Origin of the sequence: Streptomyces sp. NPDC006610, from assembly GCF_040611575.1 — a bacterium.
Lineage (GTDB): Bacteria > Actinomycetota > Actinomycetes > Streptomycetales > Streptomycetaceae > Streptomyces.
Genome location: NZ_JBEXOP010000003.1, coordinates 146,657 through 166,305, shown reverse-complemented (window position 1 = coordinate 166,305; position 19,649 = coordinate 146,657). Strand labels below are relative to the sequence as shown.

Sequence of the window (19,649 nt, the reverse complement as noted above, 5' to 3'; positions counted from 1 at the left end):
TCCAGACCCGTCCGTCACAGCCGGGCGCGAGCTGCGTGCCGACCGAATGTCACTTGTGGCCCGTCCGCCGTACTGTGACGATCGCCGCATGGACTCGCGAGTGGTCGGCATACCAGGCGTGGACGGCACCGAGCAGGTGGCCGTAGTGATCGATGTGATGCGGGCGTTCACCACCGCCGCATGGGCTTTCCACCTCGGGGCGGAGAAGATCGTCCTCGCCGCCGACGAGGACGAGGCTCTGGCGATCAAGGCGGGTCGCCCGGGCTGGCTCGCGCTCAAGGACGGCGCACCGGTCAGCGGGTTCGACCTGACCAACTCCCCTGCGCTGCTCCGAAAGGCCGACTTGGGCGGCCGTACCGTGATTCAGAAGACCACTGCGGGAACGGTCGGGGCCTTGGCTGTGGTCGAGGCCGAGCTGGCGCTGTGCGCGAGTTTCGTCGTGGCCGGCGCTACGGCCCGCGCCCTGGCGAACGCCGGCGCCGACTCGGTGACGTTCGTGGCCACGGGCGAGGGCGGCCGTGCCGCCGAGGATCTGGCCTGCGCCGCGTACCTGGAACGGCTCCTGGCCGGGGATCGTCCCGCCCCCGGCCCTTATCTGCAGCGTGCCCGCGCCTCCTCGGCCGCGGACGACCTGCGCAGCGGACGTCGCCGGGGTGCTCACTCCACCGACGTGGAGCTGTGTACGGAGGTCGACCGGTTCGACTTCGCCATGAAGGTCGGGTGGGAGGGAGGGTTGGCCGTGCTGCGGCCGCTCGGGGCGAGCCTCTGATTGCCCCCTGTGCCATCCCGTTCGAGGGTGGCGGGGGTGTGCCCCCGAAATGGCCTCCCGTGCGCCGTAGAAGTCCGCGCAAGTCGCCGCCGCACGACGTCGATCACACGCAAGCCTGGGCGCCACCGAGTCACCGATGGCCTGGGAGGGCGGTCATGGCGCTGCACAAGCGTCGGCCGGCTGGAGCTGCACCAGGAGAACTTCCCGCTGCCGGACGAGTCGGGCATGGAGCTGCTGGTCCCGGCAGCCCCGCGGAGTACGGGCTGCGGCTGCCGGCGGGGCTGGACACGGACAGCGGTGCATGGGGTCCGCGTCACCGCGTCCCCACGTCATACGCCACCCCCTCCCCGATCGCCCCCAGCTTGTCCGGGTTCGCCACATTGTGGATCGCCGTGATCCGCCCGTCGGCGTCGAAGTCGAAGGTGACCGTCGCGATCACGCGGTCCGGTGCGCTGAAGACCAGGCCCGGGGTGCCGTTGACGTCGACGAGGTCGGTGTGCATGTCGGCGGGGAGGATGCCCTGGTAGGGGGTCGTGCCGATGGCCGCGAACCAGGTGGCGACCTTGGGGGCTCCCGTGACCGGTCTGAGGGCCTGGCGGACCTTGCCGCCGCCGTCGGTCCACAGGGTGACGTCCGGGGAGAGGAGTTCCATCAGGGTGTTGATGTCGCCGCCGATCGCCGCGGCGAAGAAGCGCTCGGTGACCTCGCGTTGCCGGGTGCGGTCGGTGGCGTACCGGGGTCTGCGGGACCGTACGTGTTCACGGGCGCGGTGCGCGGCCTGGCGTACCGCCGTCTCGGAGCGTTCCACCGCCTCCGCGATCTCGGCGTGGCTGAACCCGAAGACGTCCTTCAGGACGAAGACCGCGCGCTCCAGCGGGCTCAGTGTCTCCAGGACCACCAGCATCGCCATCGACACCGACTCGGCGTCCGTGACGGTGTCGGCGGTGTCGGCGCTGGTCAGGATGGGCTCGGGGAGCCACGGACCGACGTAGGTCTCGCGCTGGTGGCGGGTGGAGCGCAGGCGTTCCAGGGCCAGGTTGGTCACGATGCGCGTCAAGTAGGCCTTGGGGTCGGCGACTTGGGAGCGATCGGCGGACGACCACTTGATCCAGGCGTCCTGCACCGCGTCCTCGGCGTCGGCCGCGGAGCCGAGGATGCGGTAGGCCACGGAGAACAGCAGCCTGCGGTGTGCGTGGAAGACCCCGTCCTGCTGCCCGGCGCTCATGCGGCGCCCTCGGCAACGAGGTTGACGCGGTTGACCCGGTTGCAGCGGCCGCCGTGCGGCCAGAACGCGCCCGTCGCGGGCATCTTCCGCATACGGGCGAAGATGGCCCAGGGCGATGCAGTCACCGTCTCCTTGTACCAGGCCGCGGTCCTGCCCGTCAGGCACAGGCGGCGCGGGCTGCCGTCGGGGCGGGTGAACTGCACGACCGCGGCGTGCCGGCCGAGGCTCACCGGGATGTGGTAGTAGCCGAAGCGGAACGGCTTGGGCCGCTTGCCGTTCAGAGTGCGGTCGATCGACACCGCGGCGTGCACCCCGGTGGGCATGCCGCTCTGGCAGGTGCCGTGCAGGAAGCCGTACCCCTGGCGGATCGCGGCGGCGTCACCGATGGCGTACACGTCGGGGTGCGAGACGGAGCGCAGCGCGGGGTCGGTGACGATGCGGCCGCGCTCGTCGACGGCCAGTCCGGCGGCTGCCGCCAGCGGTGACACCCGGGTGCCGCTCGCCCACAGGACGGCGTCGGCGGCGATGCTTTCCCCACCCGCCAGTTCGACCGACCCGGGCAGCACCTTCACCACCTCGACGCCGCCGCGCACCGCGACGCCGAGGCGGTCGAGCACCGACCGCAGGTACGTCCCGGCCCTCGGGTTCATGCCCGCACCGGCCTCGCCGCGGCCCAGCAGGACGACGTTCAGCTCCGGATGCCGCTCGGCGATCTCCGCGGCGGACTCGACGCCGGTCAGTCCGCTGCCGGCGACCGCGACCGTGCCGCCGCCGAGGCGGGCCAGCCGGTCGGCCAGCGCCTCGGCGTCCTGGGCGCTGTCGAGGGTGTACGCGTGGTCGTCGACGCCGGGCACGGCGGTCGTGTCGGCCACGCTGCCCAGGGCGTACACCAGGGTGTCGTAGGGCAGGACCCGGTCGTCGTCGACCCGTACCGTACGGGCGTCCGCGTCGACCGCGGTCACCCAGCCGCGTACGAACCGGATGCCCGTGCCCTCCAGCAGCTCCGGGACGCTCAGCTCGGCGAGCTGCTGCCCGGTCGCCGTCATGTGCAGGCGCAGCCGCTCGGTGAAGCGCTCCTGGGCGTTCACCAGGGTGATGTGCACATCCTCGCGGCGGCGGGTCCGGCCGGCGAGCTGGGTGGCGGCGCACATGCCCGTGTAGCCCGCGCCCAGGATCAGGACGCGGTGGGGGGTGGTGGCCGCCGTCGTGCCGGTTCCGTGCTGTGCGCTCATTGTCTCGTCCCGTCCTTCTCCGCTCGTCCTGCCGTTGACGACCAGGGGATGGAGGCTGCGGGGCGGTTCGTGACACGGGGTCGGTGTGATGCGCGCCACGGGCGTCCCGGGGGGAGCGGCGCCGGGGAGTCACGACAGCGGTGACGTGCCCGCGTACGTCAACCCGGCCGTGGTCGGGTTCGCCGTGCTCGGCGTGGGATGCGGCGTCACCGCGGGGTTGCGGGGGAAGGTGCGGGGGCCGTGTCGCGGCGGGCGCGGTGGGCTCCGGTCAGCAGGAGAACGCTCGCGATCAGGACCAGCGGCCACGGTGTGAACGGGATGATCACGGCGTCCACGACGGTCCAGACGCCCAGCGTCCAGGCGATGAAGACCGGCGGGGTGATGCCGCGGCGGTCCAGCCACAGCACCGTGAGGCCGATGAGGACGAGCGGGATGCCGAAGCTGTCCAGGCTCAGCCAGTAGGCGCTGCCCGCCGGGGTCATGTCGTCGAAGTTCTCGTGCCACAGCCCGCCGCTGAACCATGTCCCGGCGTGACGCGCGGCCTTTTCCAGGGTGAGGGCGGCGATCGTGTGCGCCGTCCCGAAGAGAGTGATGATCCAGCCTGCCCACTTGATCATTCGAGTTCCCCCGCTCGATCGCGATTCCCGATCTCGATTCCGAGACCGCAGTTCCGATACTAACGTCTCGTATCATGGCGTGCATGGCAGAGGGAAAGCAACGGGGCGGCCGCCCCCGGGACAGTCGCGTGGATCACAGAATCCTGGAGACGACGCGTGAGCTCCTCGACGAAGTCGGCTACCAGGCCCTGACCGTCGACCGGGTCGCGGCGCGCGCCGGGGTGGGGAAGGCGGCGATCTACCGCCGCTACGCCTCCAAGGCCGAGATGGCGTTCGCCGCCACCGTGCACGAGCACCAGCTGCCTCCGCTGGCCGACACCGGCTCGCTGCACGGGGATCTGCTGGCGCTGGTCCGGGCGTTCCACGTCCGTATGGCCACCCCCGTGGCCCGGCAACTGGCACCGGCGCTGATCGGCGAGCTCTCCGCCGATCCCGAGGTGGACGACCGGTTCGGCGAGACCTTTCTGGCCGCCGAGCAGGCCGCCTTCGCCGAGATCATCGAACGGGCCGTGGGCCGCGGGGAGTTGGCCGCCCCCGTCGATCCGGCGATGGCCCACCTGCTGCTGCTCGGCTCCCTGGCGTCCGCGCTGTACGTCCTCAATCTGCCCGTGGACGACGCGATGGTCGCCGACCTCGCCCTCGCCGCCACAGCGGGAATCACCGCCCTGGCCGGGCGGAACCACGGCGGCACGGGGGGAGCCGACGGGGCCCGCTGACGGGCTCGCGGGAGAAGCCCGTCGGCGGTGCGGTGACGCGGGCGGTGACGGCGCAACGCCCCCTCGGGGGCCGGGCACGGCTCAGCAGCCGAGTGCGGCCGCGGTCACGGGGGCGGGGTCGACTCGCGGGGCGGAGGCCGGGCCGATCACCCGCATCGTGATGTGGTGCAGGGTCAGGGCGTAGGTCCCCGCGCCCTCGCAGGTCCAGCTGTTCAGGGAGGTGGTCCCGCCCGAGTGGAGGTGGTCGGTCCGCAGGGCGCGGGGCTCGGTCCACAGGCGGTCGCCGTCCTTGGCGAGGGTGAGGTCGGCGCCGAACTCGCAGTTCCGCTCGTTCCGGTTCCAGCTCCAGAGGGTGTCCCTGGTCCAGCAGCGGGCCTCGACCGACGTGGCCGGCCTCGGCATCTCGTGGCCGAGGAGGGAGTCGTGGATCATCGTCTCGGTGAGGCAGACGGTCAGTTCGCCCGCGTGGTGGCCGTCGGCCGAGTAGCCGGTGGTCGTGGCGCACGCCTTCGGCGGGGCGGGGTCGGCGGCGGTCGCGGTGGCCGGCGCGGTGGTCAGGGCGAGGGCGGCGAGCAGCGCGCCGCCGAGGCGTCGTCGGGGAGTGAGCACGTCCTGCTGAACGATTGTCCGTTGGGCTGGTTGTCACTCCCGGGGGTGATGGTGAGTCCGCGTGCCGGGCGGGGCGGGAACCGGCGAGGGAGGGCGGGGCGTCCCGGTACCGGGGGCTGGTGGGCAGGGGTCGTCGACCGATGTGGCGCGGAGGCCGTGGTGGTGCTGTGGGTCCTGGGCGGTCTCGTCGTCCTCGTCGTGGTCACCGGCGTGCTCGCCGGGCGGGACGACGGGACGTATCCGGGGCGGCCCGTGCGCGCCAGGACTCCGGACGGGCGCTGGGACCGGGCGGACTGGCTGCGCGGCGTCGCCGTCGCGGCGGGGCTCGTCGCGGGAGGCGCCTATCTGCTGGGGCTGGCCGCCGTGGGAGTGGCCGTGCTCGACGCGGAGGACGGGGGGACCGACTCGGCGCCGTACCGGCCCTGCCGTACGGAGGGGTGGCTGGAGCGGTCCGCGCAGGGGATCGACATCGTGGACTACTCGGTGGGCTATGCGCCGCTCGCCTTCCGGTGCGAGACCAGCGACGGCGGGGTGTACGACAGCGGTAACGTGCCGGAGTGGGTCAACCCGGTCGCGGTGGGGGGTGCGCTGCTCGCCGCGGGGTGCTGGGGCGCGGCCGTGCTGACTGCGGGCGGGCCGGGGATCGGGGAACCCTGAGTCTCCGGCCCGCCGGTGGTCAGTCCGCCGGGGCGAGTTCCGCCTTGCCGAACAGGAGGGCGTAGCCGGGCGGGAGTTGGGCGAGGATGCGGGTCACCAGGTCGTCGCCGACCAGCTGGGGCAGGGCGCTCAGGACCGAGCTGACGTCCCAGCGGGCCGTCGCCGGGGTCGCGCCCTCGATGCGGGCGGCCACCTGGTCGACGAATTCCGCGGCGGTCAGGGGGCGGGTGGCCGGGATCTGGGTCGCCACCACCCTCGCCGCCTCATCGGGGAGGGCCTGCGCCAGGTCGACGCGTTCGTCGCCGACGACGTGGCCGCCCAGGGCCGACAGGACGACGCGGGTGACGCTCTCGGCCTCCGCCCGCGTGGCGTACTGGCCCGACTCGCGGACGGCGTCGATGAGTTGGAGCCACTCGACTCGCGCGGGCCGCGGGGCCGGCGCGGTCACGTGGTGGGTGGGGGGTGTGGTCAGCAGGGCCGCCTTCGGGGTCTGCTGCGCCGGCTGCGGGACCGCCTTCGAAGGCTGCGGGGTCTTCGAGGGGCTCGGGGTCTTCGAGGCCGTCGGCTGGACGATCTGCTGGGCGGTCTGCTTCAGGGTCTGCTGGGTGGTCGTCGTCCCGGACGCGGTCGCGGTGGTCGCCGTCGCCGTGGCCTTCGGCTCCGTCGCCTCCGCGGTGGCCGCTCTCGGCACGGTCAGGCTCGGCACGGTGGTCGCGGTCATCGTTGGGCTCCTCCTCCGGGGGGTCCGCCCGTCCTCGGCGTGGGGGCGCGGCGGGCAGGGTGAACGCGTCCCGCGGGTGCTGGTGCCCCGCCCGCGGGACGCTACTCCTGGGGTTGCTGCGTCATGGCCGTCCGCGTGGGCCCGGCAGGCCGGCTCAGCCGCTGATCTGCCTGCGCTCGCTGCCGCCGCTGATCCGGATGCGGCGCGGCTTCGCGGCCTCGGCCACCGGGATGCGCAGGGTCAGGACGCCGGCGTCGTACGAGGCGTCGATGCGTTCGGTGTCGAGCGTCTCGCCGAGGAAGAGCTGGCGGGTGAAGACGCCCGTGGGCCGCTCGGCGACGACGGTCTCCGCGTCGTCGGGGGCCGGCGAACGGCGCTCGGCGCGCACGTTCAGGACGTTGCGCTCGACGTCCAGCTCGATCGTCTCGGGGTCGATGCCGGGCAGGTCGAAGTGGACGACGAACTCGTCACCCGACCGGTAGGCGTCCATCGGCATCGCGGCGGGCCGGGTGGCCGAGCCGAGGACCTGCTGCGCGAGCCGGTCGATTTCGCGGAAAGGGTCGGTGCGCATGAGCATCACAGTCACTCTCCCTCCTCCAGGCGATGTCCTGTATGCGATGCCCTACGCCTATTTATATAGCTCCGGAGAGGAAACTTGACAACCCCCGACTCAGGTCGGGTGAAGGCCTGTTCACGTCAGGTCCCCTCGGTCCCCGCCCCGCTGCGGAACGCCCTCCGGTACCCCTGCGGGCTCGTCCCCACCACCCTGCGGAAACGCTCCCGGAACGCCGTCGGCGAGCCGAAGCCCGTCTGCGCCGCGATCCGCTCCACCGAGTACGGCGTCGTCTCCAGCAGGTACTGCGCCCGACGTACCCGCGCCCGGTGCAGCCACTGCAGCGGCGTCGTGCCGGTCTGCTCGCGGAAGCGGCGGTTGAGGGTACGGCTGCTCATGCCCGCCTGCGCCGCGATCTCCTCCAGCGTCAGGTCGCGGTCGCAGTGCTCCTCCAGCCAGCGCAGCAGCGGCTCCAGGGTCGCGCCGGCCGGGGCCGGGGGGCGGTCGTGGACGATGAACTGCGCCTGTCCGCCCTCCCGTTCCAGCGGCATGACGGACATCCGGGCGGCATGCGCGGCCACCGCCGAGCCGTGGTCCTTGCGGATCATGTGCAGGCACATGTCCAGCGCCGCCGCCGCGCCCGCGGAGGTGAGGAACTGGCCGTTGTCGACGTAGAGGACGTTCGGGTCGACGGTCACCTTCGGGTAGCGCGCCGCCAGGTCGGGCGCCGCGATCCAGTGCGTGGTCGCACGCAGTCCGTCGAGCAGGCCGGTCGCGGCGAAGACGAACGCGCCGACGCAGACGGACGCGATGCGCGTCCCGTCGGCCGCCGCCGCGCGCAGCGCCTCCGTCACGCCGGGCGGCAGCGGGTCGGGCGGGTCCTCGACGCCGGGCAGGACGATCGTGTCGGCGTCCGCCAGCGCCTCCAGGCCGTACGGCGCCCGGATCGTGAACGGCCCGGCGTTCACCTCCTCCCGCACCGAGCACACCCGCACCCGGTAGGCCTCGCGGCCGTCGGGCAGGCGGGCCCAGCCGAAGGAGTCGATGGGGGCGGAGAGGTCGAACGGGATGACGCCGTCCAGCGCCAGTACGGCCACGGTGTGCATGGCGAGAGAGTACGCCTGCGCCCGGTTCCCGCCAACGGAGCGAGCATGGGGACAAACCTTGTAATGCCTGGTCACGCGTCTGGCGAGAATCCGTCGAACCCTGTCACTATCGCCACTTCTGCATGATCCCCGGTCCGCCTAGCGTCACCCCGTGACCAAGTTCCTCCTCGCCGTCCATGTCATCGCCGCGATCGTCGCCATCGGGCCCGTCACCGTCGCCGCCAGCATGTTCCCGCCCGCCGCACGCCGGGCCCTGGCCGCCCCCGACGACCCCAAGGCGACCGAGACCGTCCGGCTGCTGCACCGCATCTGCCGGGTCTACGCCACCGTCGGCGTCGTCGTCCCCGTGTTCGGGTTCGCCACCGCGAGCAGCATGGGGGTGCTCGGCGACGCCTGGCTGGTGACGTCGATCGTGCTCACCGCCCTGGCCGCGGTCGTCCTGGCCGCGCTGGTGCTGCCCCGGCAGGGCGCCCTGCTGGAGCCGGGCGGCGGCACCCGGGAGACGACCGTGCGGCTCGGCATGTACACCGGCGTGTTCAACCTGCTGTGGGCCACCGTGACCGTGCTGATGATCGTGCGGCCGGGGTCCACGACCGGCGCCTGAGCCACCCCTGGGGGACGGGCGCCGGCCGGGGACGCGTCAGCTCCGCGTCTGCGCCGGCGCCGGCGCCTGCGTCACCGACAGCGGGGTCGCGATGTCCTCCAGCGAGCGCCGCTCCGCCTTGATCGCCAGGAACGCCGCCACCAGGCCCGCCGCGCACATCAGCGCCGCGCCGATCTGGAACGCCAGCACCGTGTCCCCGACGACGCCGGACTCGGTGAGGTCGGCGAAGATCAGCGGGCCGCTGATGCCGCCGGCCGCGGTGCCGACGGCGTAGAAGAAGGCGATGGCCATCGCCCGGGTCTCCATCGGGAAGATCTCGGAGACGGTCAGATAGGCGCTGGAGGCGCCCGCGGAGGCGAAGAACAGCACCACGCACCAGCACGCCGTCATCGTGGTCGCCGTCAGCGAGCCGCGGTCGAACAGCCAGGCCGTGCCGAACAGCAGCAGGCCGGAGAGCAGATAGGTGGACGAGATCATGATGCGCCGGCCGACCGTGTCGAAGAGCTTGCCGAGCAGCAGCGGGCCGAGGAAGTTGCCCGCGGCGATGACGGCGAAGTAGTAGCCGGTCGAGCCGGTCGGCACGTCGAAGAACTTGGTGAGGATCGCGCCGAAGCCGAAGGTGATGGCGTTGTAGAGGAACGCCTGGCCGATGAAGAGGGACAGGCCGAGGACCGAGCGGCGCGGGTAGCGGGTGAAGACGGTCTTGGCGATCAGGCCGAAGCCGATGCTCTTGCGCTGCTCGATGGTGATCTCGCCGCGCGGGGGCGGCAGCGGCTCGCCCTTCTCCCGCTCGATCTCGCGTTCGACGCTGGAGACGAGCACTTCGGCCGCCTCGCCGTGGCCGTGGATGAACTGCCAGCGCGGACTCTCCGGCACATGCCGCCGTACGAGGAGGATCACCAGGCCGAGGACGACGCCGAGGGCGAAGCTGAGCCGCCAGCCGAGATCCTTGGGGAAGATGTCGGTGTCCAGCATGACGATGGACAGCAGGGCGCCGCCGACCGCGCCGAGCCAGTAGCTGCCGTTGATGATCAGATCGACCCGGCCCCGGTAGAGGGAGGGGATCAGCTCGTCGATGGCGGAGTTGATGGCCGCGTACTCGCCGCCGATGCCGAAACCGGTGAGGAACCGGAACAGGAAGAACCACCACGACTCGAACGACAGCGCGGTCAGCGCGGTCGCCGCCAGATAGACGGCGAGCGTGACCATGAACAGCTTCTTGCGGCCGTAGCGGTCGGTCAGCCGGCCGAAGAACAGGGCGCCGGTGCAGGCGCCCGCCACGTAGAGGGCGGCGGCGAGGCCGGTGACCTGGGCGGAGGTGATGTCGAGGCCGCTGCCGTCCTCGGCGAGCCGGCCGGCGACGTTGCCGACGATGGTGACTTCGAGGCCGTCCAGGATCCAGACGGTGCCGAGACCGATCACGATCATCCAGTGCCAGCGCGACCAGGGCAGCCGGTCGAGGCGGGCGGGCACGGACGTGGTGACGGTTCCGGTGGCGGGCACAGAGGCCGGCGACGACGATGCTGCTGTCATGGCTCCCTCTCCGTTGAGCGACCCCCACCCTTGTGCCCGGATGCGGGGCCGCCACGCTCGCCCGAACGAGGGCTAGGCTCCCAGGAGACGGGACACGGTGTAGATCAGCAACCCGGCGAGCGAGCCGACGACCGTGCCGTTGATGCGGATGAACTGCAGGTCGCGGCCGATGTTCGCCTCGATCTTCTTCGTGGTGTGCTCGGCGTCCCAGCTCGCCACGGTGTCCGTGATCAGGGAGGTGATCTCCCCCCGGTACGTCGTCACGACGTGCACCGCGGCGCCCTCCACCCAGCTGTCGACCTTGTTCTGCACCTTGGGCTCGCTCGCCATCCGCGCCCCGAGCGACAGCAGCGACGCCCGCACCCGCAGCCGCAGCTCGCTGCGCTCGTCCTCCGCCGCCGCGACGATCATGGAGCGTACGGCCGTCCAGGCGGACGCGATCAGGTCCTGCACCTCGCCGCGGCCCAGGACCTCGCCCTTGAGCCGCTCCACGCGCGCCCGGGTGTCGGTGTCGGACTGCAGGTCGGAGGCGAAGTCGGACAGGAAGCGGTCGAGGGCGCCGCGCGCGGGGTGGGAGGGCATGTCGCGCATCTCGGCGCAGAAGCGCAGCAGTTCCTTGTAGACGCGCTCGCCGACCTTGCGGTCCACGAAACGCGGGGTCCAGCCGGGGGCGCCGCCCTGGACGGCGTCCATCACGGAGTCGGCGTGCAGGACGAGCCAGTCGTGCGCGCGGGTGACGACGAGGTCGACGACGCGTTTGTGGCCGCCGTCGGCGACGACCTTCTCCAGCATCTTGCCGATGCCGGGCGCGATCTCCTGGGCGTTCGCGCGCCGGGTGATGGCCTCGCCGACCACCGCCTGGACGTCGGAGTCGCGCAGGACGGTGAGCGCGCCGCGCAGGGCGGTGGCCAGCTCCGCGGTGACCCGGTCGGCGTTCTGCGGCTCGGCGAGCCACGCGCCGAGGCGGCTGCCGATGCCGACGGCGCGCAGCCGCTGCCGTACGACGGCCTCGGAGAGGAAGTTCTCGCCGACGAACTCGCCCAGCGAGACGCCGAGCTGGTCCTTCTTCGTGGGGATGATCGCGGTGTGCGGGATGGGCAGCCCCAGCGGGCGGCGGAACAGGGCGGTGACCGCGAACCAGTCGGCGAGCGCGCCGACCATCCCGGCCTCGGCCGCCGCGGCGACGTACCCCGCCCAGGGGCCGGCGCCGGCGTTCGCGGCCCACTTGGCCAGGACGTACACCAGCGCCACGAACAGCAGCAGGCCGGTCGCCGTCAGTTTCATCCGGCGTACGCCGCGCTGCTTCTCCTCGTCGGCGGGGCTGAAGGTCGTCATCGCGCGGACGGCGGTGGCGACGGCGGGGCGTCCCGCCGGCCCGCCGGGCCCCTCCGGATTCGTACGGTCCATCCACTCCACCCGTTCCCGGTCCCCCACGGTGACATTGTCCTTCCTGACGGACTCCCGGGCCGCGCCGGTAGTTCCCCGTGTCGACAGTTCCCCGTGCCGGCGGTTCCCGCGCGCCGGTGGTCCCGCGTCCGTGGTTCCCGGTCAGTGGTTCCCGCGTCGGCGGCTCCCGTGCCATGGCTCATCATGGAGTGATCATTCGTGGGGCGACCGGTCATGAGTGGTGGCCCCATTGCCCGCGAGGAGAACCGCACCCGCATGACCAGGCGTCATCACGGTTATGCCCTGCTCGCCACGATCCTCTGTCTGATCGTGGCCGCCGCGGCCGGCATCCACGCCGACCGCTCCGACGACGGTACGGCCGTCCGGCGTACGGCCGCGGGCCCCCGCCCGTCGCACCGGCCGGCCGCGCCCGCGTCCACCGCGACCTGGGTCGGGTCCTGGGCCGCCTCCCCGGCCGCCGCCGAGCCCGGCACCGAGACGGCGGGCCTCACCGACCGCACGGTGCGCAACGTCGTGCACACGAGCGTCGGCGGTACGAGTGCCCGGATCACGCTGTCCAATCTCTACGGGCGCGGCCCGCTGACCGTCGCCCACGCCACCCTCGCCCTCGCCGCCGGGGACGGGCCCGCGGCGGTGCCGGGCACGCTGCGGCGGCTAACCTTCGACGGGGACGGCGAGGTCGTCGTGCCGCCGGGGCAGCAGGTCACCAGCGACCCCGTGCGCATCGCCGTGCCGGCGGACGCGGACGTACTGGTGACGACGTACTCCCCCGCCGAGCCCGGACCCGTCACCGTCCACCCGCACGCGCGGCAGGTCTCGTACGCCGCGCGCGGCGACCGGGCGGGCGACGAGAGCGGAACGCCGTTCACCGGGCGCACCGGGTCCTGGCGGTACCTGACGGCGCTGGACGTCCTCAGCGCGGAGGCCGCCGGGACCCTCGTCGCGTTCGGAGACTCCCTCACCGACGGCATCACCTCCACCGTCGGCGCCAACCGCCGCTGGCCCGACGTGCTCGCCCGCCGACTGGCGGACGCCGGGCCGGACGCGCCCCGCTACGGCGTCGTCAACCACGGCATCAGCGGCAACCGCGTCCTCACCGACGGCCTCGGCCGCCCCGCCGACAACCCCAGCGGCCTGAACCGCTTCGCCCGAGACGTCCTCGGCGGCGCGAACGTCGAGGTCGTCGTCATCGCCCTCGGCGTCAACGACATCCTGCGCACCCCGTCCGTCACCGACCCCGAGCCGATCCTCGACGGCCTGCGCGAGCTGGTCGACCGCGCCCACGCCCGCGGCATCCGCGCCGTCGGGGCCACCCTGATGCCCTTCCACGGCCACCGCGGCTACACCGACGCCCGCGAGGCCGTGCGGCAGCGCGTCAACGCCGAGATCCGCGCGGGCCGCGTCTTCGACGCCGTGGCGGACTTCGACGAGGCGGTGCGCGACCCGTACGACCCGCGCCGCCTGCTCCCGCGCTACGACTCCGGCGACCATCTCCACCCGAGCGACGCGGGGTACGCGGCGATGGCGGCGGCCGTCGAGGCGGGGTCCCTGGAGGGGGCCACGTCGGCGCGGCTGTGAGGCACGACGGCCACGACCGCCCCCGCCTGGTCCGGGCCGGGCGACCCCCGCGGCGGGCGGGGGCGGTTTCCGCGCCCCGTCCCGGCCCGCCGCACGCGGGCGCCCTCCGGCAGCCGCGAAGGGCCGGGGCCGCCGTCGAGGGCCTCGGTCAGCCGTCGCCGGGCCGGCGGCGGGCGCGGCGCTCCCGGCGCTCCTCGCGGTGGTGGTTCATCAGGTCGCGGTGCCCCTCCAGCATGCGGTGGTGGGCGCTCTCGATGTTCTCGCGGAACTCCGCGTGGAGCTCGCGGCGGGCCGCCCTGCGGTCCCGCTTGTCCAGGCGGCGCTCCTCCTTCAGCCGGCGGCGCTCCGCCCGGGTCGGTTTGCGTTCGACGCCCACGCCGCCCCAGAAGGCGAACCCGGTGATGACCACCCGGGGCGCGCCCGGTTCCGCCGGGACGCCCTCCTCGCGGTGGTCGAAGCCGCCCATCACGCCGATCCCGCGCACCACGACCTCGACGCCGGGCGGCACGACGACGTTCACGCCGCCCATCACGGCGACGCAGTTGATCTGGACCTCCCGGTCGGCGAAGTACGCCTCGCGCAGGTCGATGTCGCCGCCGCCCCAGAAGGCGAAGCAGTTGAAGCGGCGCGGCACCGTCCAGTGGCCCTTGCGCTGGAAGCCGGACATCACCGCGACGCCCCACTCGGACGTCCCCTCCCCGCCGGTGATCCGGTCCGCCCAGCCGCCGTCGCCCCCGGGTTCCTGGATCAGGGAGACGGACGGTCCGGCCGGCAGGTCGCGGGTGATCGGCTCCAGCTCCCCGTAGGTGCGGGCCTTGTACGTGGCGTCCAGGCGGTCCTCGAACTCCGTCATGTCCAGCCGGCCCTCCGCGAGGGCGTCCCGCAGGACCTCGGCCACTCGCTCACGGTCGGCGTCGGAGGCGCGCAGCTCCGGGGCATCGTCGGTCATACGGTCAGCCTACGGATTCCCCCGGCCCGGCACTACGCCGTCGCCCGCCCCCGACCACCCCGCCGCCCGCCCTCCGGCCGCGCCGGCCCCTCGCCCGGTGCTACGCCGTCGCCCTCTCCTGGGCGTACATGCGCGCGATGACGGCCTCGATGTCCGGCTCCCGCACCGACAGGTCGACCAGCGGGTACTCCGCCGCGATCCGCGCCACCAGCGGCGCCGCCGACGCCGACGCCGGGAACGCCAGCCACTGACGCGGCCCCTCGACCCGCACGACCCGCGCGGGCGGCGGCACGTCGACGGGCGGCAGTTCGCGCTCCAGGTCGACCACGAGGGTGCGCTCGCTCTCGCCCGCCTGGTGCAGGCCGGCGAGCGGGCCGTCGTACATCAGCCGGCCGTGGTCGATGACCATCACGCGGGAGCACACCTGCTCGATGTCCTGGAGGTCGTGCGTGGTCAGCAGCACCGTCGTGCCGCGCTCGGCGTTCAGGTCGCGCAGGAACTCCCGCACCCTGGCCTTGGACACGACGTCCAGGCCGATGGTCGGCTCGTCCAGGTACAGCACCTCGGGGTCGTGCAGCAGCGCCGCCGCGATGTCGCCGCGCATCCGCTGGCCGAGCGAGAGCTGACGGACCGGGACGTCCAGCAGGCCGCCCAGTTCGAGGAGTTCCACGCAGCGGTCGAGGTTCTCGCGGTAACGGGCCCCGGGGATGCGGTACATGCGGTGCACCAGGCGGTACGAGTCGATCAGCGGCAGGTCCCACCACAGGGTGGTGCGCTGCCCGAACACCACGCCGATCCGGTGCGCCAGGCGGGCCCGCTCCCGCGACGGGTCGATGCCGGCGACCCGCAGCCGGCCGCCGCTCGGGGTGAGGATGCCCGTCAGCATCTTGATCGTGGTCGACTTGCCGGCGCCGTTCGGGCCGATGTAGCCGACCATCTCGCCGCGCGCCACGGAGAAGGAGAGCGAGTCGACCGCCCGCACCTGCTGCCGCTCCCGCCGCAGGAAGCCCGCCTTCCTCCGAACGTCGAACACCTTCTCGACGGCGTCCAGTTCGATGAACGCGCCGCCGCCCCTCCCGGCCCCACCCGATCCGCCGGCGCCGCCGACCCCGTCGATCCCGCTGTCCGTCATGACCGCCCTAACTCCCCGTGCTCCGGTACGAACGAAGGCCCGCCCGCCACGCCGCCCCGGCGAGCGCACCACACCCCACCGCCACCAGAGGCGGCGCGAACGCCACCCACTCCGGCAGCCACAGCGGATACGGCCGCCCCAGCACATACGCGGCCGGCACCCAGTTGACGAAGGCCAGCGGCAGCACGAACGTCACCCCGCGCACCAGCTCCCTGCCGAACACCGTCGGCGGATACTGGAGCATCGTCGTGCCCCCGTACGTGAACGCGTTCTGCACCTCCGACGCGTCCTGCGCCACGAACTGGAACGCCGCCCCCGCCACGAACACCGCGCAGAAGATCCCGCACCCGCTCACCACCATCACCGGCATCAGCAGCACCTTCGCCGGCGTCCAGTCCACGTCCAGCGAAGCCAGCGCATACCCCAGCACCAGCGACGCCTGCACGATCCGGCCCAGCCGGCGCAGCGCGAACCGGTCCGCGCACACCTGCGCCAGCACCGGCGCCGGACGCACCAGCAGCGTGTCCAGCGTGCCGTCGCGCACCCGCCGCCCCAGCCGCTCCGCCGACCCGATCGCCAGATCCGCGAACCCGAACGCCAGATTGGTCAGCCCGTACAGGAACGCGATCTCGGGCAGCGAGTAGCCGCCGAGCGCGTCCACACGGGAGAACATCAGCAGGATCGCCACGAAGTCCAGCCCCGTCGCCAGGAAGTTGCCCAGCGTCGTCATGGCGAAGGAAGCCCGGTACGCCATGGTGGAACGGACCCACATCCCGGCGATCAGCCGGTACGCCCGCAGCCCCTCCCCCACCCGGGTCACGTCAGCCACCCTGCACCACCACCCGCCGCGTCGCCGCCGACTGCACCAGCCGCCCCGCCCCCAGCAGCGCCACCGCCCACGCCCCCTGGAACGCGAACGTGCCCCACACATCGGCCCGCCCCAGCAGCACATCCGCCGGCGCCTGCAGCAGCGACGCCCACGGCAGCGCCCGCACGACCTCCCCCAGCGGCCCCGGGAACAGGTTCAGCGGCAGCAGCATCCCCGAGCAGAAGAACCCGACCAGCATCCCCATCTGCGACACCCCCGTGCCGTCCAGCAGCCAGAACGCCGACAGCGCCATCAGGTACCGGATGCCGAAGCTCACCACCATCCCCAGCACCACCGCCACCAGCGCCGCCGCCCACGTCCCCGCCTCCGACGGCAACGCCACGTCGAACACCAGCGCACCGAACGCGAACGGCGCCACCCCGCGCCCCAGCAGCTGGAACATCGCCCGCCCCACGTCCGAGGCCAGCCACCACAACTGCAGGTCCGCCGGACGGTACAGGTCGATCGCCACGTCCCCCGTACGGATGCGCTCCATCAGCTCCGTCTCGAAACCCCCGCCCCCGATCGCGAGCGTCGACAGCAGCGCCTGCCCCAGCCACACATAGGTCACGGCCTGCGCCTGGTCGTACCCGCCGAGGCCCGGCCTCTCGTCCCACAGCGCCAGATAGGTGTAGACGAGGATCAGCCCGAACACGGTGTTCGTGAACACGCCCGCCGCCGTCGCCACCCGGTAGGTCGCGTACCGCCGGAAGCCGCCCACCGCGACCGACAGGTACAGCCGCCCCGCGCCCACACCGACCGCCTCCCGCACCGCCCGACACCGAAGCGCAGGAGCCTACTGGCCGCCGCCGACGGCACGCCACGCAATTTCCCGCCGGACGCGTGCCGCGATCAGGGAACGGATCGCTTGGTGCGAGAGTCTTCAACCAGGGGACGTACGGCAGGAAGACGTGAATCAGGAGTCCGTGCACGACATGAGCGACGAGCCGCAGCCGAAACCACAGCAGCCGGTGGTCCAGGGCCTCACGGGGCCCGGGAAGAAGCCCGGGCGGCCCCGGCGCACCGGCTGGCGCAGGATCATCCCCACCTGGCGCACCGTACTCGGCACCTTGATCATCGCCGGCATGCTGCTCGTCGGCGGCTTCGTCCTCGGCTACTCCCTGGTCCACATCCCGCCGGCCAACGCGCTCGCCGTCCAGCAGAGCAACGTCTACCTCTACGCCGACGGCTCCCAGCTCGCCCGCGACGGCGAGGTCAACCGCGAGAACGTCCGGCTCGCACAGGTCTCCAAGGCCGCCCAGCACGCCGTACTCGCCGCCGAGGACCGCGACTTCTACACCGAGTCCGCCGTCGACCCCAAGGCCATGGTGCGCGCCGCCTGGAACACCGCCACCGGCAAGGGCCGCCAGTCCGGGTCCACCATCACCCAGCAGTACGTGAAGAACTACTACCTCGCCCAGGAACAGACCCTCACCCGCAAGGCGAAGGAGTTCTTCATCGCGATCAAACTCGACCGCGAGAAGAGCAAGGCCGACATCCTCGAGGGCTACCTCAACACCAGCTACTTCGGCCGCAACGCCTACGGCATCCAGGCCGCCGCGCAGGCCTACTACGGCATCGACGCCAAGGACCTCGACGCCGCACGCGGCGCCTACCTCGCCGCCCTGCTCAACGCGCCCAGCGAGTACGACGTCGTCGCCCACCCCCAGAACCGGCGCGCCGCCGAGGCCCGCTGGCGCTACGTGCTCGACGGCATGGTCAAGGAAGGCTGGCTCGGCAGCGCCGAGCGGGCCGGCCTCGACTTCCCCATGCCGAAGGAGGCCACCGTCTCCACCGGCCTGTCCGGGCAGCGCGGCTACCTCGTGGACGCCGTCCAGGAATACCTGACCGGGCACGGCGTCGTCAGCGAGGAGGAACTCGAAGCGGGCGGCTACCGGATCACCACCACCCTGGAGAAGCCCAAGCAGGACGCCTTCGTGAAGGCCGTCAACGACAAACTCGTCTCCCGCCTCGACGAGAGCCGCAAGGTCGACACGTACGTCCGCGCGGGCGGCGCCTCCGTCGACCCCAGGACCGGCAGGGTCGTCGCGATGTACGGCGGCATCGACTACGTCAAGCAGTACACCAACGGCGCCACCCGACGGGACTTCCAGGTCGGCTCCACCTTCAAGCCCTTCGTCCTCACCGCCGCCGTCCACCACGACTCCACCACCCAGGACGGCCGCGTCATCACCCCCGACACCGTCTACGACGGCACCAGCGAACGCCCCGTCGAAGGCTGGACCGGCTCGTACGCCCCCGAGAACGAGGACCAGGTCTCCTACGGCGACATCAGCGTCCGCGAGGCCACCGACAAGTCCGTCAACTCCGTCTACGCGCAGATGGCCGTCGACGTCGGCCCTCAGAAGGTCAAGGACACCGCCGTCGACCTCGGCCTCTCCCCCGACACCCCCAGCCTCCACGCCGGCCCCTCCGTCGCCCTCGGCACCGCCACCGCGAGCGCCCTGGACATGGCCGAGGCCTACGCCACCCTCGCCAACCACGGCGAACACGGCACCTACACCATGGTCGAGAAGATCACCAAGGACGGCGCAGAGATCCCCCTGCCCGAGCGCGGAACCCGGCAGGCGGTGACCCGGGAGGCCGCCGACACCACCACCGCCGTCCTGCGCAGCGTCGTCCGCAACGGCACCGGCACCGAGGCCCAGGCCGCCGGCCGCCCCGCGGCCGGCAAGACCGGCACCGCCGAGGAGGACACCGCCGCCTGGTTCGCCGGCTACACCCCCGACCTCGCCACGGTCGTCGCCGTCATGGGCCAGGACCCCGTGACCGCCGACCACAAGCCCCTCTACGGCGCCCTCGGCCTGCCCCGCGTCAACGGCGGCGGCCCGCCCGCACAGATCTGGGCCCAGTACACCCGCGAGGCACTGAAGGACACCCCCGCCACCGACTTCGACCTGCGCGTCCAGGACGGCCGCACCGACGAGTGGCAGATCCCCGACATCCCCGACGACACCGGCGCCCCCGAGCCCGAGGAACCCTCCGACGGCGGCGGCACGACCACGGGAGGCGACGACGACGGCGGCCGGACCGACAGCCCCACCACACCCGGCGGCGGCACCACGACCACCACGGGCGGCACGGCCACCGACGGCGGCGCCACCACCGGCGGACCCGTCACGGGCGGCGCCACCACGGACGGCGGCGCCACCACGGACGGCGGCGCCACGGCCGGCACCGACACCGGCGGCACCACGACGGGCGGCCTCCCCGGAGGCACGGCGGACGGCGGCACCACAACGGGCACGACCGGCACGACCACGGGGACAGGCCCTGGACCGGGGCCGGTGACAAGCCGCAGACAGTGATCCGCACAGGCCGACGGGACCGGCGACGAACGTCGCCGGTCCCG

General features: G+C 72.8%; 19 protein-coding genes and 1 pseudogene. 7 read left to right on the top strand and 13 right to left on the bottom strand.

What is annotated here, in order from left to right; genetic code table 11:
• Positions 1–88: 88 nt before the first annotated feature.
• Positions 89–769, top strand: coding sequence for a 2-phosphosulfolactate phosphatase (locus tag ABZY13_RS03945; RefSeq protein WP_356627272.1), 681 nt, complete (start codon positions 89–91; stop codon positions 767–769).
• A gap of 144 nt (positions 770–913) precedes the next feature.
• Positions 914–1,068 (top strand): annotated as a pseudogene (locus ABZY13_RS03940) (XRE family transcriptional regulator); the annotation flags it as partial.
• Between the two features lie 14 nt (positions 1,069–1,082).
• Here the strand turns inward: ABZY13_RS03940 and ABZY13_RS03935 are convergent.
• From ABZY13_RS03935 to ABZY13_RS03925, 3 genes are all read right to left on the bottom strand, one after another.
• Entirely contained in the window at positions 1,083–1,994 is a 912-nt protein-coding gene (locus ABZY13_RS03935) for an RNA polymerase sigma-70 factor (RefSeq protein ID WP_356627271.1), read from the bottom strand.
• The gene (locus ABZY13_RS03930) at positions 1,991–3,226 is read right to left on the bottom strand and encodes an FAD-dependent oxidoreductase (protein WP_356627270.1); all 1,236 of its coding nucleotides are present in this window, start codon (positions 3,224–3,226) and stop codon (positions 1,991–1,993) included. Before ABZY13_RS03930 ends, ABZY13_RS03935 begins: the two co-directional genes overlap by 4 nt.
• A gap of 206 nt (positions 3,227–3,432) precedes the next feature.
• Positions 3,433–3,843, bottom strand: coding sequence for a DUF6463 family protein (locus ABZY13_RS03925; RefSeq protein ID WP_356627269.1), 411 nt, complete (start codon positions 3,841–3,843; stop codon positions 3,433–3,435).
• Positions 3,844–3,971: 128 nt separating this feature from the next.
• Between ABZY13_RS03925 and ABZY13_RS03920 the strand changes: the two genes are divergently transcribed.
• A complete protein-coding gene (locus tag ABZY13_RS03920) occupies positions 3,972–4,559 on the top strand; it encodes a TetR/AcrR family transcriptional regulator (protein ID WP_356627268.1) in 588 nt (195 codons plus the stop codon).
• An 81-nt stretch (positions 4,560–4,640) separates the two neighbouring features.
• Here the strand turns inward: ABZY13_RS03920 and ABZY13_RS03915 are convergent, their stop codons facing one another.
• Complete coding sequence (locus tag ABZY13_RS03915) at positions 4,641–5,168, bottom strand: hypothetical protein (protein WP_356627267.1); 528 nt, start codon at positions 5,166–5,168, stop codon at positions 4,641–4,643.
• A 159-nt stretch (positions 5,169–5,327) separates the two neighbouring features.
• On the opposite strand from ABZY13_RS03915, the gene ABZY13_RS03910 reads away from it, so the two are divergent.
• Positions 5,328–5,825 carry a hypothetical protein gene (locus ABZY13_RS03910; protein WP_356627266.1) on the top strand — a complete coding sequence of 166 codons (498 nt, stop codon included), beginning with the start codon at positions 5,328–5,330 and terminating at the stop codon, positions 5,823–5,825.
• 19 nt (positions 5,826–5,844) lie between these two features.
• On the opposite strand, the gene ABZY13_RS03905 is transcribed toward ABZY13_RS03910, so the two are convergent.
• From ABZY13_RS03905 to ABZY13_RS03895, 3 genes are all read right to left on the bottom strand, one after another.
• Positions 5,845–6,273: a DUF2267 domain-containing protein gene (locus ABZY13_RS03905; protein WP_356627366.1), complete on the bottom strand. Its 429-nt coding sequence runs from the start codon at positions 6,271–6,273 to the stop codon at positions 5,845–5,847.
• A gap of 427 nt (positions 6,274–6,700) precedes the next feature.
• Entirely contained in the window at positions 6,701–7,123 is a 423-nt protein-coding gene (locus ABZY13_RS03900) for an Hsp20/alpha crystallin family protein (protein ID WP_356627365.1), read from the bottom strand.
• Positions 7,124–7,242: 119 nt separating this feature from the next.
• Positions 7,243–8,205, bottom strand: a complete 963-nt coding sequence (locus ABZY13_RS03895) for a helix-turn-helix domain-containing protein (RefSeq protein WP_356627265.1) — start codon at positions 8,203–8,205, stop codon at positions 7,243–7,245.
• 151 nt (positions 8,206–8,356) lie between these two features.
• Here ABZY13_RS03895 and ABZY13_RS03890 point away from each other — a divergent pair, with 151 nt between their 5' ends.
• Positions 8,357–8,809: a hypothetical protein gene (locus ABZY13_RS03890; RefSeq protein ID WP_356627264.1), complete on the top strand. Its 453-nt coding sequence runs from the start codon at positions 8,357–8,359 to the stop codon at positions 8,807–8,809.
• 36 nt (positions 8,810–8,845) lie between these two features.
• On the opposite strand, the gene ABZY13_RS03885 is transcribed toward ABZY13_RS03890, so the two are convergent.
• Together ABZY13_RS03885 and ABZY13_RS03880 are read right to left on the bottom strand one after the other, a co-directional pair.
• A complete protein-coding gene (locus ABZY13_RS03885) occupies positions 8,846–10,342 on the bottom strand; it encodes an MFS transporter (protein WP_356627263.1) in 1,497 nt (498 codons plus the stop codon).
• A gap of 72 nt (positions 10,343–10,414) precedes the next feature.
• Positions 10,415–11,749, bottom strand: a complete 1,335-nt coding sequence (locus ABZY13_RS03880; RefSeq protein WP_356627364.1) for a DUF445 domain-containing protein — start codon at positions 11,747–11,749, stop codon at positions 10,415–10,417.
• A gap of 255 nt (positions 11,750–12,004) precedes the next feature.
• Between ABZY13_RS03880 and ABZY13_RS03875 the strand changes: the two genes are divergently transcribed.
• Positions 12,005–13,327 (top strand): SGNH/GDSL hydrolase family protein, encoded by a 1,323-nt coding sequence (locus tag ABZY13_RS03875; RefSeq protein ID WP_356627262.1) that lies wholly within the window; start codon positions 12,005–12,007, stop codon positions 13,325–13,327.
• A 148-nt stretch (positions 13,328–13,475) separates the two neighbouring features.
• Here the strand turns inward: ABZY13_RS03875 and ABZY13_RS03870 are convergent, their stop codons facing one another.
• From ABZY13_RS03870 to ABZY13_RS03855, 4 genes are all read right to left on the bottom strand, one after another.
• Positions 13,476–14,276, bottom strand: coding sequence for a DUF1707 domain-containing protein (locus ABZY13_RS03870; protein WP_356627261.1), 801 nt, complete (start codon positions 14,274–14,276; stop codon positions 13,476–13,478).
• Positions 14,277–14,376: 100 nt separating this feature from the next.
• On the bottom strand, positions 14,377–15,408 hold the full coding sequence (locus ABZY13_RS03865) for an ATP-binding cassette domain-containing protein (RefSeq protein WP_356627260.1): 1,032 nt from the start codon (positions 15,406–15,408) through the stop codon (positions 14,377–14,379).
• 7 nt (positions 15,409–15,415) lie between these two features.
• Entirely contained in the window at positions 15,416–16,180 is a 765-nt protein-coding gene (locus ABZY13_RS03860) for an ABC transporter permease (RefSeq protein ID WP_356627363.1), read from the bottom strand.
• Between the two features lie 49 nt (positions 16,181–16,229).
• The gene (locus tag ABZY13_RS03855; RefSeq protein WP_356627362.1) at positions 16,230–17,015 is read right to left on the bottom strand and encodes an ABC-2 family transporter protein; all 786 of its coding nucleotides are present in this window, start codon (positions 17,013–17,015) and stop codon (positions 16,230–16,232) included.
• A gap of 196 nt (positions 17,016–17,211) precedes the next feature.
• On the opposite strand from ABZY13_RS03855, the gene ABZY13_RS03850 reads away from it, so the two are divergent.
• A complete protein-coding gene (locus tag ABZY13_RS03850; RefSeq protein WP_356627259.1) occupies positions 17,212–19,605 on the top strand; it encodes a transglycosylase domain-containing protein in 2,394 nt (797 codons plus the stop codon).
• Positions 19,606–19,649: the final 44 nt, after the last annotated feature.

What these genes read in the sequence shown, in the direction of transcription:
- ABZY13_RS03945 (WP_356627272.1), top strand. Translation starts at nt 89, where the DNA reads ATGGACTCGCGAGTGGTCGGCATACCAGGCGTGGACGGCACCGAGCAG.
- ABZY13_RS03935 (WP_356627271.1), bottom strand. Translation starts at nt 1,994, where the DNA reads ATGAGCGCCGGGCAGCAGGACGGGGTCTTCCACGCACACCGCAGGCTG.
- ABZY13_RS03930 (WP_356627270.1), bottom strand. Translation starts at nt 3,226, where the DNA reads ATGAGCGCACAGCACGGAACCGGCACGACGGCGGCCACCACCCCCCAC.
- ABZY13_RS03925 (WP_356627269.1), bottom strand. Translation starts at nt 3,843, where the DNA reads ATGATCAAGTGGGCAGGCTGGATCATCACTCTCTTCGGGACGGCGCAC.
- ABZY13_RS03900 (WP_356627365.1), bottom strand. Translation starts at nt 7,123, where the DNA reads ATGCTCATGCGCACCGACCCTTTCCGCGAAATCGACCGGCTCGCGCAG.
- ABZY13_RS03895 (WP_356627265.1), bottom strand. Translation starts at nt 8,205, where the DNA reads ATGCACACCGTGGCCGTACTGGCGCTGGACGGCGTCATCCCGTTCGAC.
- ABZY13_RS03885 (WP_356627263.1), bottom strand. Translation starts at nt 10,342, where the DNA reads ATGACAGCAGCATCGTCGTCGCCGGCCTCTGTGCCCGCCACCGGAACC.
- ABZY13_RS03880 (WP_356627364.1), bottom strand. Translation starts at nt 11,749, where the DNA reads ATGGACCGTACGAATCCGGAGGGGCCCGGCGGGCCGGCGGGACGCCCC.
- ABZY13_RS03875 (WP_356627262.1), top strand. Translation starts at nt 12,005, where the DNA reads ATGACCAGGCGTCATCACGGTTATGCCCTGCTCGCCACGATCCTCTGT.
- ABZY13_RS03870 (WP_356627261.1), bottom strand. Translation starts at nt 14,276, where the DNA reads ATGACCGACGATGCCCCGGAGCTGCGCGCCTCCGACGCCGACCGTGAG.
- ABZY13_RS03865 (WP_356627260.1), bottom strand. Translation starts at nt 15,408, where the DNA reads ATGACGGACAGCGGGATCGACGGGGTCGGCGGCGCCGGCGGATCGGGT.
- ABZY13_RS03860 (WP_356627363.1), bottom strand. Translation starts at nt 16,180, where the DNA reads ATGTGGGTCCGTTCCACCATGGCGTACCGGGCTTCCTTCGCCATGACG.
- ABZY13_RS03850 (WP_356627259.1), top strand. Translation starts at nt 17,212, where the DNA reads ATGAGCGACGAGCCGCAGCCGAAACCACAGCAGCCGGTGGTCCAGGGC.